Source organism: Burkholderia sp. MSMB1826 (assembly GCF_001526325.1).
Classification (GTDB): domain Bacteria; phylum Pseudomonadota; class Gammaproteobacteria; order Burkholderiales; family Burkholderiaceae; genus Burkholderia.
In genome coordinates, this window is record NZ_LOYN01000057.1 from 20,791 (window position 1) to 36,812 (window position 16,022).

At 65.4% G+C, this 16,022-nt stretch carries 11 protein-coding genes; 7 read left to right on the forward strand and 4 right to left on the reverse strand.

The features are described from left to right. Window positions 1-139 precede the first annotated feature (139 nt). Both WS95_RS30310 and WS95_RS30315 read left to right on the forward strand, forming a co-directional pair. A complete protein-coding gene (locus tag WS95_RS30310; RefSeq protein ID WP_059827722.1) occupies window positions 140-529 on the forward strand; it encodes a fucose-binding lectin II in 390 nt (129 codons plus the stop codon). Between the two features lie 106 nt (window positions 530-635). Next, on the forward strand, window positions 636-1,472 hold the full coding sequence (locus WS95_RS30315) for a fucose-binding lectin II (RefSeq protein ID WP_059827725.1): 837 nt from the start codon (window positions 636-638) through the stop codon (window positions 1,470-1,472). Between the two features lie 72 nt (window positions 1,473-1,544). Here WS95_RS30315 and WS95_RS30320 read toward each other — a convergent pair whose 3' ends face one another. The 4 genes from WS95_RS30320 to WS95_RS30335 form a co-directional block, all read right to left on the reverse strand. Continuing rightward, a complete protein-coding gene (locus WS95_RS30320; RefSeq protein ID WP_156444615.1) occupies window positions 1,545-3,299 on the reverse strand; it encodes a ShlB/FhaC/HecB family hemolysin secretion/activation protein in 1,755 nt (584 codons plus the stop codon). Window positions 3,300-3,617: 318 nt separating this feature from the next. Next, a complete protein-coding gene (locus WS95_RS30325) occupies window positions 3,618-6,470 on the reverse strand; it encodes a two-partner secretion domain-containing protein (protein ID WP_059827729.1) in 2,853 nt (950 codons plus the stop codon). Between the two features lie 724 nt (window positions 6,471-7,194). Then, complete coding sequence (locus tag WS95_RS30330; RefSeq protein WP_059827731.1) at window positions 7,195-10,494, reverse strand: autotransporter outer membrane beta-barrel domain-containing protein; 3,300 nt, start codon at window positions 10,492-10,494, stop codon at window positions 7,195-7,197. A gap of 495 nt (window positions 10,495-10,989) precedes the next feature. Then, on the reverse strand, window positions 10,990-12,180 hold the full coding sequence (locus WS95_RS30335) for a M23 family metallopeptidase (protein ID WP_257139972.1): 1,191 nt from the start codon (window positions 12,178-12,180) through the stop codon (window positions 10,990-10,992). A 24-nt stretch (window positions 12,181-12,204) separates the two neighbouring features. Here WS95_RS30335 and WS95_RS35955 point away from each other — a divergent pair, with 24 nt between their 5' ends. The 5 genes from WS95_RS35955 to WS95_RS35960 all read left to right on the forward strand — a co-directional run bounded on the left by WS95_RS35955 (window position 12,205) and on the right by WS95_RS35960 (window position 15,413). Next, window positions 12,205-12,477 (forward strand): hypothetical protein, encoded by a 273-nt coding sequence (locus WS95_RS35955; RefSeq protein WP_257128007.1) that lies wholly within the window; start codon window positions 12,205-12,207, stop codon window positions 12,475-12,477. Between the two features lie 186 nt (window positions 12,478-12,663). Then, window positions 12,664-13,533, forward strand: a complete 870-nt coding sequence (locus tag WS95_RS30340) for a mechanosensitive ion channel family protein (RefSeq protein ID WP_059827735.1) — start codon at window positions 12,664-12,666, stop codon at window positions 13,531-13,533. A 287-nt stretch (window positions 13,534-13,820) separates the two neighbouring features. Further along, on the forward strand, window positions 13,821-14,243 hold the full coding sequence (locus WS95_RS30345) for an NUDIX hydrolase (protein WP_059827737.1): 423 nt from the start codon (window positions 13,821-13,823) through the stop codon (window positions 14,241-14,243). Window positions 14,244-14,779: 536 nt separating this feature from the next. Further along, entirely contained in the window at window positions 14,780-15,007 is a 228-nt protein-coding gene (locus WS95_RS30350; protein ID WP_059827889.1) for a DUF2191 domain-containing protein, read from the forward strand. A 148-nt stretch (window positions 15,008-15,155) separates the two neighbouring features. Next, window positions 15,156-15,413, forward strand: a complete 258-nt coding sequence (locus WS95_RS35960; RefSeq protein ID WP_257139973.1) for a hypothetical protein — start codon at window positions 15,156-15,158, stop codon at window positions 15,411-15,413. Window positions 15,414-16,022: the final 609 nt, after the last annotated feature.

The window sequence follows — 16,022 nt, forward strand, 5'->3', positions numbered from 1 at the left end:
GATTTGCTAAACAATAACCGTTCTCGACTGAATATTTTTTTATTTATTTTTCGTCATGCTTGGTATGTCGCGCTTCAAACAGCAAACGTTTGCGCGGCAAGGCCCCTTGGCCTTATCTAACAAGCCACAGGAGAACAGCATGGCCGACTCTCAAACATCATCCAATCGCGCCGGCGAGTTTTCGATTCCGCCGAATACCGATTTCCGCGCGATTTTCTTCGCGAATGCCGCCGAACAACAGCACATCAAATTGTTCATCGGCGATAGTCAGGAACCCGCCGCGTATCACAAGCTGACGACGCGCGACGGCCCGCGCGAAGCCAAGCTGAATTCCGGCAACGGCAAGATCCGTTTCGAAGTGTCGGTGAACGGCAAGCCGTCGCCGACCGACGCGCGCCTCGCGCCGATCACCGGCAAGAAGTCGGACGGTTCGCCGTTCACGGTCAACTTCGGAATCGTCGTGTCGGAAGACGGACACGACAGCGATTACAACGACGGGATCGTCGTGCTCCAGTGGCCGATCGGCTGATCGGCCGGCCCATGACCGCCGGGACGCCGCATGCCGGGCCGACCGGCGGTTTCGCGCATGACCGCGCAACCACCTCATCAAACCGTTTGGCCTTCAGGAGACATCCGTGCCCATCCTTTCGGCTTCAATCACCAGCGCACCGGTATTGACCTCAGAGACTTACGTCGACATTCCGGGCCTGCATCTCGACATCGCTAAAGAGAACATTCGCGATGGCAAGCTCCTCGTCACGCTCAACGTGCCGACGCCGTATGCTACCGGCAACAACTATCCCGGCATCTATTTCGCAATCGCGACCGACAAGGGCGTCGTCGCGGACGGCTGCTTCACGCATTCGACCAAGGCGCCGGAGACCAGCGGCCGCATGCCGTTCACGCTTGTCGTCGCGATCGACGTCGACAGCGGCGTCACGTTCGTGAAAGGCCAGTGGAAAAGCGTGCGCGGCAGCACGATGCATATCGATTCGTTTGCGAGCCTTTCTGCGATCGGCGAAGCGTCCGCACCATCGCCGTCGCAAGACGTCGGGAATCAGGGTGCCGACACCGGTAACGGCAACAGCGGAAGCGGCAGCGCCGGCAACATCGGCGGCGGCGGCGAACGCGACGGCACGTTCAACCTCCCGCCGAACACCAAGTTCGGCGTAACCGCGCTCACCAATGCGGCGAACGACCAGACGATCGACGTCTACATCGACGACAACCCGCAACCGGCCGCCACGTTCAAGGGCGCCGGCGTGCAGGACCAGAATCTCGGCACGAAGGTGCTCGACTCCGGCAAGGGACGCGTGCGCGTGATCGTGACGGTGAACGGCAAGCCGTCGCGGCTCGGTTCGCGCCAGGTCGACATCTTCAAGAAGTCGTACTTCGGGATCGTCGGCTCGGAAGACGGCACCGATGACGACTACAACGACGGCATCGTGTTCCTGAACTGGCCGCTGGGCTGAGCATCGCTCGGTGCCTGTGCGCACGCGCCGGCGATCGCCGGGCCACGGCCCGGCGGCCCGGGCGTGCGACGCTCAGAAATTGAGCGTCGCCGTAACCCAAGTCTGTCCGGCGTCCGGCCGCTGGCCGGCCGGTGCGCCGACCCTGAACGCATGAGACACGTCGACGCGCGCCCGGGCCTTGTACTGATACGACAGCCCCACGCCGTAGCCGCGCGCGTTCCACGTGTTGTCCGCGCCGGCGAGCGAGCGCGACTTGTTGATCTGACCGCGGCCGACGTCCGCGAACACGCGCGCCGACAGGCCGGGCACCGCGACGATCTCCTGCGTCAGATCGACCGACGCAATCGCCCCCTGATCGACGCTCGGCGCGTCGTATCCATAGGCGCGCACCGCATTCGGTCCGCCCAGCGACATCTGTTCCGACGGATCGAGGTGCGTGCTCGCGAACTGCGCGCTCATGCGTGCGCGAATGTTGGCGCCCGGCCACAGCATCTGCGTGAAATCGGCGGAGCCGCCCCACTTCACGAAGCGTCCCTGCGTGGACGGGTCACCCAATCCGACATCGAGCTGTTTCACGTCGCCGGCATCGACCGTGAACGCATATTGCAGTCCATTTGCCCGCCCTTTCCAGTCGCCGAAATGCGAACCGTTCAGCGAGACGCTCGCTACGTTCGAGCGCCGGCGAAACGCGTAGGAAAAGAACGAGTCCTTCAGCAGCTTCCGGTTGTATGCGACACCGACGCTCAGATCGTCCTTGGGCGCCGATACCAGCGGATGCCTGACGTATGCGCCGATGACGTCCGCATAGCCGTCGCCCAGATCCTGCAACGGCCCGCCCAGCGCGTACTGGACGCGCGAGTACTGAACGCCGCCGCGCGTTCCCGCGCCGCCCAGCGGGATATCGTACGAAGCGAGGCCGATCCACGTCTTGCCATGCGCGCCGTCCCGATCCTGAATCGCGGACGGCGCGTTGTAGGCCAGCACGCGCGCGCGATCGCCGATGCCCAACGGGCTGTTCGCGGTCACTTGCGCGCCGACCCGGTAGCGTCCGGTACTCGGCGATCCGCCATTGTCGGCGACCGCCGTCGCTTCGATGGCCGGCTCGGGCGCGACATCGAGCACCACGCGCGTGCCGCCCTCGGTCTCGCCTTGCGTGAGCATCGGCGTCACGGACGCGACACCGGGCAATGTGCGCGCGATCTGCGCCGCGTGCTGCACGTCGCGCAGATCGGGTCGCGTGATCGGGAGCAACGCAGCTCCGCTCCTTCCTGCACCCGGCACGACTCGCTCGAGCGTCGCGTCCGACACACGCGAGCGATTGTTCAGTTCGATGCTCTCGACATGTCCGCGCACGATCGTGAAGCGCACGACGCCGTTGCGCGCATCCTGCTCCGGCAGGACCGCAAACACCAGCAAGCCGAGTTGCCGACGCAGCAGCGCGTTGAGCTGCATGCGCACCATCGTGATCTGCTCGAACGTCAGATCGCGGCCCGCCGCGCTCGCGAACAGCCGCGCGACGTCGCTGTCGAGCGGTTCGCCCAGTTGCTCGTTCAACTCGAAGCGCGTGACGTGCAGCGTCGCCGTGCCGCTTCCGGCAGCGCCGGCGCGATCGTCGACGACCACATCGTCCGCACCTTCCTGCCGGCGCACGCCATCGACGCCGGGGGACAACAGAGACTGATTCTGCTGCAGCAACTGGCCTGCGTTACCGGGCGGCTGCAAAGTCTGCCCGTCGGCACGCGCAGCGGCGAACAGCAGCAACGCGGACGCCGAGATGCGCGCCGTCGCGCCGTCCATGCGACGACCGATGGTTAACGTCGATTTCATGATGAGTTCCGCCAACAAATAGCCGCAAGTCAGGCGCGGAGGCCGTGCTGCGGCTTCCGGTCTTGCGACTCTTCGAGAGATTCGGGATACGACGCCGCAAGCCTGCGTTGCAGCGGATATGACGGAAATCGTGCGGCGCGAAGCCGGGCATCCGTCGGATGAAGCATTCGCGACACGCGCCGCGACGACTACCGATGAATTCAAGATAGGGCAGGCGTAACGATCGCCTGCCCCGGAACGCGCGAAGGCGAACGCAAGCGTCACGTTTGCGTTCGCCTATGCCGCACGGAAGGCATTCCGCGCGGCATGCGGCGCGGTTTATCGCGACGTGTTGATGTTGCTCATCGACAACTGGCCGGACGTGTTCAGCGGCCCGTCCTGCACGTACGTGGCGTTATCGCCCACGCCCTGCACTGTCGCATCGCCGTTGATCGTCGCGCCGGTCGATGCGATCGCCACGCGCCGGCCGGCCAGCGTCACGCCATAGTCGGGACCGACGTTGCGCGTGCCCAGCGTGGCGCCGTTCGACAGATTCAGGTCGCCGGTGCTGGCCAGGCGGATGTTCTGCCCGGTGATCCGGCCGCGGATGTTGACGATACCGCCCTGGTCGCCATCGTCGGCATTGCGGCCGCTGATCAGCACGTCGCCCCGGCTCAGGCCGGTTGCCGACCGGCTCGCGTTCGACCGGTTGATCGCGTCGATCTGGCCGCGGTTGCGCGCCACCTCCGCATCGGCCGCGCCGGATGCGTAGGCCTGCAGGCTCGCATAGCCGTTGTCGGCCGTGATCCGACCGTCGTTCGCCACCAGCGCGCGATCGGTCGCATCCGTCACGTCGACCTGGTTCAGGCTGCCGTCCGCGTTCAGCGACATCGTTGCGCCGCCGCCTGCGGCCAGCGCGACGTTGCCGTTGCCGCTCGTGATCCGTCCGGACGCGAGGTTGCTCGCCTCGCGGCCGATCAGCGCCGCGCCGGTGCGCGACGCGATCGTCCCTTCGTTGCGGACGAACCCGCGCTTGGCCGGATCCATGTTGAAGCGCAGCGCGCGCTTCTGCATGAAGTCGTCGTCCGACGTGTCGGCGGCCGCGAGCGTCACGCCGTTCGCGTTGATCGTGGCGTCCTTGCCGACCACGATGCCGTCCGGATTCAGCACGAAGACGCGGCCGTTCGCGTTCAGCGCGCCGTCGATCGACGTGACCTTGCCGGATGCAACGCGGTTGAGCACGGCTGCATTCGCATTCGGTTGCCGGAAATTGATGGCCTCGTCGCGCGCGATGTCGAAATCCTTCCAGTTCACGACCATGCGGTCGGTCGACTGCTGGACGTCTGTGACCTTGCCGTCCTGTTCGATGGTGCCCGCGCCGGCAACGATCGAACCGCCCCGGCCCGGCTGCACCGGAACGACCGGATCGACCGGTGCGACGGTCGCGCCGTGCGCCTGACCGGGCGCGTAGTCGCCCGGAGCATAGAAAGTCGAAGCATATCGATCCGTCGCTTCCGGCACTGCGACGGTATAACCGCGCGGCGCGTGAACCGCGCCGTTGAGCACGACGTGACCGTTCTCGTTAGCCGTGACCCGCAAAGATCCGCCACTGCGTAAAACCCCGTTCGGCGACTGCTCGACTCCTTGAGACCCGAAGAGCAAGACCTGTCCCTTGCCGTCAACGACGCCGTCGATTCGAAGCACACCGCCGCCACCGTCGGTCGTCGCGATAATCAGATTTCCGAACCGCGATGCATCCGGCGTCGCCACCTCACCGGCAATATTCACGTTTTTACCAAACAGCCCTGCGCTACGGATCGCGTGGACCTTTCCGTCGACATTCAGATCGTTATTTGCATTCAACGTCGCGATCCCAGCGCTGATCGTACCGTTTCCGGCGACGTTCAGGTCGTTGTTTGCTTCCAGTACGACAGTGTCGGCGCCGACAGCGCCAGTTCCTGCGACGGTCAAATTGCCACCGGCGGTCGCCTTCAGGAGGTCGGGCGTCGTCACATTGCCGATTGAGATCTCGCGCGCGGAAAGATCGACAGGGCCTCTTGCGTACAACAGCCCGTCGCTCTGAGCGATCCGATCGAACCCCGAAGCGCTCATGCCGCCATTGGTCACGACCAGATCGCCCTGCTGAAGATAAGTCGCATCCGTTCCACGTCCGGTGATATTCAGCGTGCCATCGGACGTCGCGCCATTCGACGATACGGTAACCCGATTGGCCTGCACGGCTGTATCGCTTCCGCGGCGCCTACCGTCTCCAGCGCGGGTATTCAGTGTCGCGCCGTCGAGCGTCACACCGGAACCGCTGACAAAGACATCGCCCGCGCTGATATTGCCGCCGAGACGAATATCCGCGGTCCTCGGTGTGTCTCCAGTGGCGAAGATGTTAACTGCGCCCGTGCCGTCCTTTGCGCCCAACCCCGAAAGCGACGTCGCTTCGAGGTGGCCGGTATTGCGTACGACTTCGGCACGCAGCGCATCGGTCGTATAGCCTTCGAGTCGCGCCCAGCCATTTTCGGCCGATACCACTCCGTCGTTGGCCGCCAACGCATTCCGCGCACCGGCGCTGACGTAGACGGACTCCATGTTGCCGTCGGGACCGAGCTGGAGCATCACCTTGTCACCCGCCGCGAGCGCGACGTTGCCGTTCCGGGCCGACACGATCCCGTCCGGGCCGTTGATCACGCGCGCGCCCGCGAGCAGCGCGCCGCTCTGCGTCTCGATCGAGCCGTCGTTTCGCACGGTGCCTGCCGCGCCGTTGTCGTTGTGCAACGTCATTGAGCGATTCGCCATGAAGTCGCCGTCCGACACGTCGGCAGCGGACAGCACCACGCTGTTCGCATTGATCGTCGCGCCCTTGCCGACCACGATGCCGTTCGGGTTCACGACGAACACGCGCCCATTCGCGTTCAACGCGCCTTGAATCGACGTCAGGTCGCCCGACTGCACGCGGTTCAGGATCGCGGCATTGGCGTTCGGCTGCGCGATGTTGACGGTCTCGCCCTTGCCGATGTCGAAATTCTTCCAGTTGACGATCATATTCGACGACGTCTGGTCGATCTGCGTATTCGGGCCGTTGTGCGCGATGCTGCCCGCGCCGGCCGCGATCGTGCCGCCTTGAGCCGCATACGCATGGCCGGCCGCAATCAGCGGAATCAACACGGCGAGCGGCTTCAGCACGCACTGGCGTGCACGCCTCGTATTCAATTGCAAGGACTGCTTTGAATTCATTTTCCTGCTTCCTCATCTGGCCGATCACGGAGCGGATTCCGCGCGCATCGATGTTCTCCGTTGCATCGGGCCGAAAGAGCCGAATGGATGCGGAATCCCGGCGTACGACATACAGCGACCGATGCAATCGCTTGATGCTACGCAGGCACTTTCGGCGGGTCCATCGGACTGGGATGATTCGGCGCACGGGCGCACAGTTGTTGACATTTCCGCTACGAAGGCGGCGCCGATGGCGAGACGATTCAGGTCATGCAATCGTCGAAGGCGCGCGGGGAACGACCTGCGACCGATGGTGCCGAGGAGAGGAAACACGGAGAACGATGGGTCTTCGATTTGGCCGACAGACCTGATGGTTCGCCGCGACCGACGTGGATTCGGACCGGGCTGATTGGCCTGCGCCGTGCTCCAGGCTACGCTGTCGACGTGCGATTCCGGTTCGACGAGCGACCGGCGATCGAGGTTTGCTGCGGCAGCCTCCGACCGCCGGCCATCCGGATACCGCGCACGGTCCGGCTGCGGCGCGGGCGTTCGATGGTGGCCGGTGGGCGCGGCCACAGGGTTCAAACGCCGTTGTGCTCCAAACGATACGCTGCCAGATGCGAGCATCGAGCGCTCGCGCCGCAGCCGGACCGCTGCCCGCGGTCGTCCGCCGCGACGATCGACGCGCCGGGCTTCACCACGCCCAGCGCACGCCCGCGTTCCCGGTAATCGTGCGCTGGTGCTCGCCGCCGAGGTTCGTCAGATAGCTGACCGTCGCATACACGCTGCCGCGCTTCGTCAGTTGAGCGACGAGCCCCGCGCCGATCTGCCCGGCCGTCTGCCCCACCTGCGTGCCGATCGTCGTCGCGCCGCCGAAGGTCGTCTTGTCGTCCGCGCCGAACGAACGCAGCACGTTCAGCCGCAGATACGGCTTCCAGCTCACGCCGTTCGCCTCGAACGCATATTGCAGCCGCGCGCCGATCCGGCCGAGGAACGTGTTGCCGTTGTTCCAGGTGACGTCCGACACGCCGTCGTTGAACTTGCCCAACGACAGCCATTGCCACACCAGCTGCGCCTGCGGCTCCAGCGTCAGCCCGCCGCCCAGCGCCACCGGCAAGCCGGCTTCCACGGAACCCGTGAACGCATTGCCGTCCGTCGAACCGTTCACGTGGTCGTTCGAATGCGTGCGCACCGTGAGTGCGCTGCCCATCACGACCGCATCCGTGTACCAGCCGCCCGGGCCGATGTGCGTCCAGTAGCCGCCGAGGTTGTATGCGTTGACCTGCAGCGAACCCACGCCCATGTCCTGCTGCGCGAGCGCGAAGCCGTTCACGTCGCCCACGGCACGCGAGAAACCGAGGAAGAAACCGTAGTGATTGCGGTGGCCCCTGGCGGTGGTGTCGGCATACAGATCCTGCCCGACCTGCATCCCCCATACCGTGCCATCGAACGACGGCGTCACGTCACCCTTCTGCTTGATGTCGCCATGACCGCCCCACACGCGCGCCCACGCCGCAGGCACCGAACCGTTCTCGGCCAGCAGCCCCTGTTCGCCCTGGCGATCGTGGAAGGTATCGATCTGCAGCAACCCGAGCTGCCGCGCGACAGCCGGCGCTTCCGCGTACAGCGGTACCTCGGGACGGTACACGGGTTCGGACGTGCCTCCGGTGCCTGCGTGATCCACGGCTTCGACGATCGATTCGGGCGTGCCTTCGGCCGGCGTGATCGGCGGTTCGGTCGGCGGCGTCGGCTGGCCTGGCTGAACGACCGGTGGCACCGGCTTTGGCGGCACCGTATTGCGCAGATACCAGCTTTCACCGGTGCCGTTCGATGCGCCGCCCTTCGCGAGAAAATATGTATAGGCGCCTGCGCTGACCGATCCTCCCGACAGCGAGAAGGCGCTCGCGCTCGTGGTCGCGCCGTTCGTCGCCTGCACGACCTGGATGCCGTCGCCCGTCGTCTGCGCGCCCGCGCCGCCGACGTTCGTCACCTTCAGCGTGCTCGCACCGCTCGCCACGCCGCCGCTGACGATCAGCTTGTCCGACGGTGCGCCGTCGCCGGCGAGCGTCGTGTTCAGGGCGAGCGTCGCGTTCTGCCCGATGTAGTTGCCGGCGACCGTCAGCGTATTGCCCACGCCGCTGCCGCCGAGCTGCGCGAGGCCCGCGTTGGTCAGGCTGCCGTTGATCCGGAAATTGCCGGTCGCGCCGCTGGCGAGGCTCGCGAGCGCATTCCCGACCGAGAGCGTGCCGCTGTTCGTCACGTCGCCCGTCACGCTGCCGTAGCCGCCGAGCGTCGCGCCCGCGGCGATCGTCACCGGCCCGCCGCCGTCCAGCGCCGCCGATGCGCTCGTGCCGTCGCCGACGACCACGGTGCCCGCATTCACGTTCGTGCCGCCTGCGTAGCTGTTCGATCCATTCAGCGTCAGCGTGCCGCTACCGAGCTTCGTCAGCGAACCGGCGCCCGTGACGTTCTGCGCGATCGTCGAGTTGAAGCCCTGCGTATCGATCGTGCCATTGTTCGACGTGATCGATACCGCACGGCTCACCGCGAGATCGAACGCGCTGCCGAGTTGCAGCGTGCCGCCGTTGAAAGTCAGTGTTCCTGACGAAGCGCCGAGCGCATTGTCGGCTGCGACCGACAGCGTGCCTTGGGTGATCGTCGTTCCGCCCGAATAAGTGTTTCCGCCCGCTCCCGACGGCGCGAGCGCGAGCGTGCCCGCACCGGTTTTCTCCACGGCGCCACTTCCGCCGATCGTGCCGGCATACGTGCCGGCGCTATCCTGCTGGAACCGCACGAGCCCGTTATCGGTCACGGACAGCGGCAGGTTCGATGCATTCGCCTGCAGCGTCGCGCCTGCGTTGACGGTCGCGACGACCGACGCCGTCGTCGTGCCGAGCGTACCCGTGAGGTTCAGCGTGCCGCTCTGCACGAGCGCGGTCGAGAACGTGCCGGTGCCGGCCCACGTCCAGTCGGCGCCGGCCATCGTCAGGCTCTGGAAATTCGTGAATGCGTTCGACGCGGTGCCCGTGCCCTGCAGCGTCACCGTGTTGGTACCGGCTCCCCCGTTCGCCGTGCCGACGATCTGCGAGCCGGTCTGCAGGATCAGCGTCACGTTGCCGTTGCCGCCCTGGATCGCGGTGCCGCCGCCGCCCTGGATCAGCCCCGCGTTGGTGATCGTCGTCGCCCCGTTGGTCGAGCGCACGCCGATGCCGTTGTTGCTGACGATTCTGCCGCCGGCCTGGTTCGTGATCGTCGCGGTAAACGAGCTGCCGAGCGTGTTCGACACGACCGCGTCGACGCTGCCGCCGCTCGTCGCGGTGCCGGTAGTCTGGATCGTGCCGCTGTTGACCAGCGTGTCGTTGTTGCCCTGCATGTAGACGGCCGGCGCGTCCTTGCCGTTCGACGTCAGCGTGCCGCTGTTGGTGATCGTACCGTTGCCGCCGAGCAGCGATGCCGCGCGTGCGTTGCTGCCGGATGTCGTCACGGTGCCCGTGTTGACGATCTGGTTGCCCGACGCGCCCGGGTTGCTCTGCCCCCACGCGGCCGTCATCCCGTACGCGTTGTTGCCGGTGGTCGTGATCGCGCCGTTGTTGACGAGCGTGTTGTTGTTGCCGTTCGCGGCCATCCCGTCGTTGTACGCGCCCGTCGTCGAGATCGTGCCGCTCGCGCCGTTCGTGAGCGTGTTGCCGTTGTTCACGCCGAGCAGCGCCGCGCCGCGGTTCGCGACGCCCGTGCCGTTGCCGGACATCGACACGCTGCCGTTGTTGGCGATCGCGCTCGACGTGTCGACGGAGAACGGCGTCGGCGTGGCGCTCAGCACATAGCTGCCCGTCGCGGTCGCATCGAGATTGATCGTCACGTTGGTACTGCCGGCCGTGGCCACGACCGAAGGGATGCCAGCGCCGGAACACGTGACCGTCGCGCCGCTGCCTGGCGCCGTGGCCGAACACGCCGCATGGACGCCCACCGGCATCGCGCCGGTCAGGATCGCCATCCCACCCAAACCCAGGTGCCTCGTTTTTCTTTTCATCGTTCCGCCGGCCTTTATTGATGATGTTATTGCTATCAATCGGTACGTGAAACGCGTTATAGCACCTGTCTCGAAATAATCACAAGAACCAAATGAGATATATCGACAATCAGAGGTGGATTAATTTCGTACTGGGAAACAATGAAGGAAAATTTGCTGCGTCGCAGAAAAGCGGGATATCTGCAAACTTCGCAGGCTGGCTAAACGGAAACCGGTGAAATTTGCCGGGTTTCGTTGCCGCATTGAAAGTCCATCGTGTTGCAATCCGAAACGATCGGAAAATTTGACATCGTTCGTCGAACGATTCACTGCGCACGGGTCATACGCCATTCAGCGATGTTGCTTCGCATGATGTCTTGCCGTGCGAATTCGGACGCACCGGCGAACCGGCGCGCGAATGCGCAATCATGCACGCCGGCGGCCCGACACTGGCCGAGACGGACGGGCACCCACCGACACTCAGCCTGCGCTCGGCGTGACCGTCGCCGACATCGCGACCGGCTGTGACCACGCGGCCGACGCCAGTTGCGTCCGCGCGGCATGCGTCGCACGGTTGAACGCCACGCGCCGTTCTCCCTTCAGCTTCGCCGCGCGGGCCGCCTGTACCAGTTCGATCGGATCGACGAGACGGTCGTGCCGCCGCACCTCGAAATGCAGATGCGGGCCGGTCGCCGTACCCGTGCTGCCGACCGCGCCGACGCGCTCGCCGCGCACGACGCGCGCGCCCACTCGCAGCGTCGGCTCGAACGCCGACAGGTGCGCGTAGTACGACGCGTAACCGTCGTCATGACGAATCACCACGTACTTGCCGTAGCCGCGCGGCTCGGTGCCGATGAACGTCACGACGCCGTGCGCCGACGCATGGACGGCACGACCTGCCGACGCCGCGAGATCGACACCCGAATGCACGTGACGCGCACCGCTCACCGGATGCACGCGCGTGCCGAACTGCGAGCTGATCCGCGACGCCGCGACCGGCATCGCGAAGTGTGCGCCGGCGAGCGGCATGCCGTCGAAGTCGTAATAGGCGCCCGACGCGTGTGCCCCTGTTGCGAACCACACACCTGAAACCCGCTGGCCGCGGAAACGGACGTCGAACGCCGTCGCGCGCACGCGGCCCGGCGCCGCCGCACTGTCGTCGGGTTCGTATGCCACGCGGAAGGTGTCGCCGACCGCGCCGCGTTGCTTCGCATCGATACGGCCGGTCAACGCGCGCAGGACCTGCGCGGCAACGCCGTCGGGCAGCTCGGCGAGCGCCAGCGACGCCTGCAGCGTGCCATCGATCGCACCGGCTCGCGCGCCGCGATCGGGCTGCGCGAGCACGAACGGTTCGGCGGAAGTCAAATCGACGGGACGCCGCTCGAATACCGCCGACGACCCCAGCACGGACAGCGGCGACGCAAGCCCGTAATCGAACCGGGTCGCGTACGCGCGTTCGACCGCACCGCGCGCCGTGTCGCACAGCACGCGGTACGCCACGCATGCGCCGAAGCGCGCGACAGGGTCGTCGCTATCGCCGCTCGACGAGAAGTTCGATGCATGCGGCGCGTACGCGACGTCGAGCGGCGCTGCCGATACACGCAGGCCACCCCACGTCGTGCGCGCGGAATTGAAGAAAGGCACGTCGCCAAGGTCGGTGGCTTCCGCCATCGCGAATGCGAAGGGGGCGACATCGTGAGCGCTCTGAGCTGGCGCGCTCTGGGCGCCGGCCACGCAGGCTGCCGCGATGACGCCGCGCAACAGCGCGCGGTACATCGGGAAACGCGCGACGCCGCATCGGGCGGATCGACCTTGTTCGCGTGCGAGACGGGAACGCAGGTCGAACCGCATGACGTCGTCACTCGCTATCAATGGAAATTCGGGAAAACCGGGTATCGCGGAGGAACAGGCGTCGCGATCCGGCAATATGAAATCGAGTGTATCGGGCGGCTTGAAACGGGCAAATAGGACCAATCCTATTTTCCTGGAACAACGTTTAGTACTGGAACGAAATCCGGATGTACCGTTCATCCGGCACAACAACGACTCCGCCTCCACTCACGCGTGCGAACCATCGCGCGCCGTGCATGGTCGAACGCTGCCTGCGCACGCTCATGCGCGCCGCGCATCGTTTCATTCAACCGGATTCCCGTCATGTTTCTCGATCAACTTCATCCGGAACGCTGGACGTTCCTGTGGAACGCGTTGTCCACGCTCTCCATCAAACTCTGCGCCGCAGTGGCGCTGCTCGTCGCCGGCTGGTGGCTGTCGAAACGCATCGGCAACTGGCTGAACCGGCTGCTCTCGAACAAGGAACGCGTCGACGACACGCTGCGGCCGATCCTCTGCGACGTCGCCGTATGGGGCGTCCGCATCGTCGCGATCGTCGGCGCGCTGTCGCAGCTCGGCATCGAAACCGCGAGCATCGTCGCGGTGCTCGGCGCGGCCGGCCTGGCCATCGGGCTCGCGCTGCAGGGCACGATGCAGAACATCGCGGCCGGCATCATGCTTCTGCTGCTGCGGCCGTTCAAGGTCGGCGACTACATCGACGGCGGCACGGGCGTCGCGGGCACCGTCGAAGAGGTCGGGCTCTTCATGACGCGCCTCACGAAGCCGGACGGCATCTGCGAATACGTGCCGAACAGCGCACTGTGGGGCAGCGCGATCCGCAACTACACGCGCAACCCGACGCGCCGCCTCGATCTCGAAGTGGAAGTGTCCGTGCACGACGATATCGATCGCGCGCTCGAGGCGCTGCACGCACTGGCCGTGGCCGATCCCGACGTGCTGCAGGACCCGGCGCCGGACGTGATGGTGATGCGCTTCGACGACAGCACAGCCGTCGCGAACATGCGCGTGTGGACGCATACCGACAAGTTCTGGGCGATGCGCTGGCGCCTCGCGCGCCAGGTGCGCAAGACGCTCGCCGATGCGGAGTGCGCGCTGCCGATCCGCACGCGGGAACTGCACATCGTGCACGACGCGGAGCGTCGCACGGACAGCACGCGCGTCCGACGCGTGTAATCGCCGCGGCGGCGGGCGCGCCCGGAGCGCCCCACCGCCATCACGACCACGGCGCCGATTGCCGCGTCGCGGTACGCAACCGCCCCGGGTCGAGTTTCCGCCCGATCCGCCTTCGAATCGGACCCGTCCGATTCACTGCGCGACATCGTCTCGCGACAATGGCCGTGCTGGACGAAACGGTCATCTCGTCCTGCACGCAGTAGCGAACCTGTCCTTACCTTGCCGCCCTTCGCGGGCGGCGTCTTTTTGTCCGCCGTTCGACGCGGGCATGCAATCAGGAAACCGAAATGAAAGAACGCGCCACCGTCCTTTGTCGACGCGGCGACCGGATCCTTCTGGTCGCCCGGTTGAATGCCCGCTGGGCGCTGCCCGGCGGCAAGCCGCACGACGGCGAATCGCTGCGCGACGCCGCGCGGCGCGAGCTGCTGGAGGAAACCGGGCTCACATGCGGCCGCGCCCGTTATCTGTTCCGGATCGCGGGCACGCACAAGCTGCATCACGTGTTTCTCGCCGAGATCGATCCGGCTGCGATCGCGCGTCCCGCGCAGGAGATCGCACACTGCGCGTGGATCGACCGTGAATCGCTCAGGTCGCTACATTGCAGCCGGCCGACGCCGATGATCGTCGAGCTCGCGTTCGAGTGGTTGCGGCAGCCGCGCCTCGTGCCCGGTGTGATCGACCGCGACGTGTTCGCCGATATCGCGGCCTGAGGTCTTCGCCTGCGGCTGGCGCGCGATACCGGCCGCCCCGCATTGCATCCTGACGCTGTCGAGCAGCGCCGTCCTGCCGCTCTTGTACGCGAACACCGAGATCGCGCCGTGCTTCAGGTCGCCTTGCGGCGTGAGGACGGACGTATCCGTCCCGATGTCGCTGCTTCTGGCGTCGTTACGCGGATGCGGTAGCCTGAGCGCGATTGCAGGCGCCCCTGCGGCTGACTGCCCCTCTCAAAGGTGCGGATCCTGTGCATCAGGTCGGCATATGCACCCGTTACAGGTAGCGAAGGTTCCTGCGCCGGTCATTTCGCACCTCGACGGAGCGCCAGCATGCAGAACCGGATCGATCACCCGCGGTATGGAGCGCACAATAATTTCCATAAAATCAAATATTTGATTGAATACCCGGGTCGAATTTCCGATAAATCAAAGGCGCTGCCATACTTCGGAGCCTCTTGATGACTGATGCTTGATGTTTGAAGCGGTCGTAGTAAAAATGGGTGGCGTTTGATGCCGAATGGGAGAACCACCTCATGCGTACCACGATCGATATCGATGACGACGTCCTCGCATTCGCCAGGGAACGTGCAAGGCCGGGTATGAGTATCGGCAAGGTCATTTCCGAACTCGCTCGCGCCGAATTGCAGCGAACGCCGGCCAGCCAGACGAGCCGCAACGGGTTACCTCTGATGCCGGTCTCGTCGTCGCCCCACCCGGTCACGCTCGAGACTGTTAATCAACTTAGTGACGATTCGCTTTGAATCATCTACCTTCCCGACGTCAAAGTTCTTATTGCATTGCTGGACCCTTCGCACGTTCAGCACGAATCCGCGCACGCATGGTTCGGTCGCGTCGGATACGCTAGCTGGGCCACATGCCCCCTGACCGAGAACGGCGTACCCGAATACGATGGGTTCGCCGGTATCCGTTGCGCCGCTCGTCGCGCAACTGCGGGGCCACGCAGGCCATACTTTCTGGCCGGACGATGTGAGCTTGCTTGACGCAGAACACGTCGATGCGACTCGCTTGTTGTCCTCTGCGCAGCTGACCGACACGTATCTGCTCGCGCTCGCTCGCGCGCACGGCGGCAAGCTCGCGAGCTTCGATCGGCGACTTGTCGTCGATGCAGTGCCGAACGGCAGAAAACACTTCGAATTGATTTCTTGAACGTCAGTCGAAGAAAAAGCGAGGCTGCGACGAACGTCGGGTTTCGTTCAGCCGTTCCGACTCGTTTCGTTCGAAGCGACGCGGGCGGAAGGGGAGGCGACGGCACGTCAACCGGCCCCCACCCGTGGAACCGGCACTCGCCACAGCCAGTAATTTGCGCAAAGATGGACTCGACCCACTCTCCATCGTAGCCGCGCGCGCCGGTCACGATACGGCTCGAGTCCGCCGCTTGCGCTTTCCTTCAGCCATCGCACGGCGCAGCCGGTCAACCTCGCCGGCGAAGCATTGACGTCGGCCGCCCGACGCCCCTGCGCTTCCCCCGGAATCTCGCTTTCCCGCACCGCCATTCCGGAAACCCGGACGCACGAAAAACCCCACAAAAACAGGGATATTCAGCGTCTGCGACACGTTGTCCGAGTTCGGTTATATTACGCGCCCCTTGCCGTCCCGCCCTGGCAAAACGCGCCGCACGCGGCCGCTTTCGACGCGGCCCGAAGCGCCGTCCGCCCAGGCTTGCCACCACGGCCCGGACGCGTGGCGCACCGTCGCGACGCAGGCGCTCGCCGGCTCGCGGGAATCCGATCCGAAGGTGTCCTTCCGAATGGCTTC

Coding starts and splice junctions, on each gene's coding strand:
- WS95_RS30310 (WP_059827722.1), top strand. CDS start 140: ATGGCCGACTCTCAAACATCATCCAATCGCGCCGGCGAGTTTTCGATT.
- WS95_RS30320 (WP_156444615.1), bottom strand. CDS start 3,299: ATGAAATCGACGTTAACCATCGGTCGTCGCATGGACGGCGCGACGGCG.
- WS95_RS30330 (WP_059827731.1), bottom strand. CDS start 10,494: ATGGCGATCCTGACCGGCGCGATGCCGGTGGGCGTCCATGCGGCGTGT.
- WS95_RS30335 (WP_257139972.1), bottom strand. CDS start 12,180: ATGGCGGAAGCCACCGACCTTGGCGACGTGCCTTTCTTCAATTCCGCG.
- WS95_RS30340 (WP_059827735.1), top strand. CDS start 12,664: ATGTTTCTCGATCAACTTCATCCGGAACGCTGGACGTTCCTGTGGAAC.
- WS95_RS30345 (WP_059827737.1), top strand. CDS start 13,821: ATGAAAGAACGCGCCACCGTCCTTTGTCGACGCGGCGACCGGATCCTT.
- WS95_RS30350 (WP_059827889.1), top strand. CDS start 14,780: ATGCGTACCACGATCGATATCGATGACGACGTCCTCGCATTCGCCAGG.
- WS95_RS35960 (WP_257139973.1), top strand. CDS start 15,156: ATGGGTTCGCCGGTATCCGTTGCGCCGCTCGTCGCGCAACTGCGGGGC.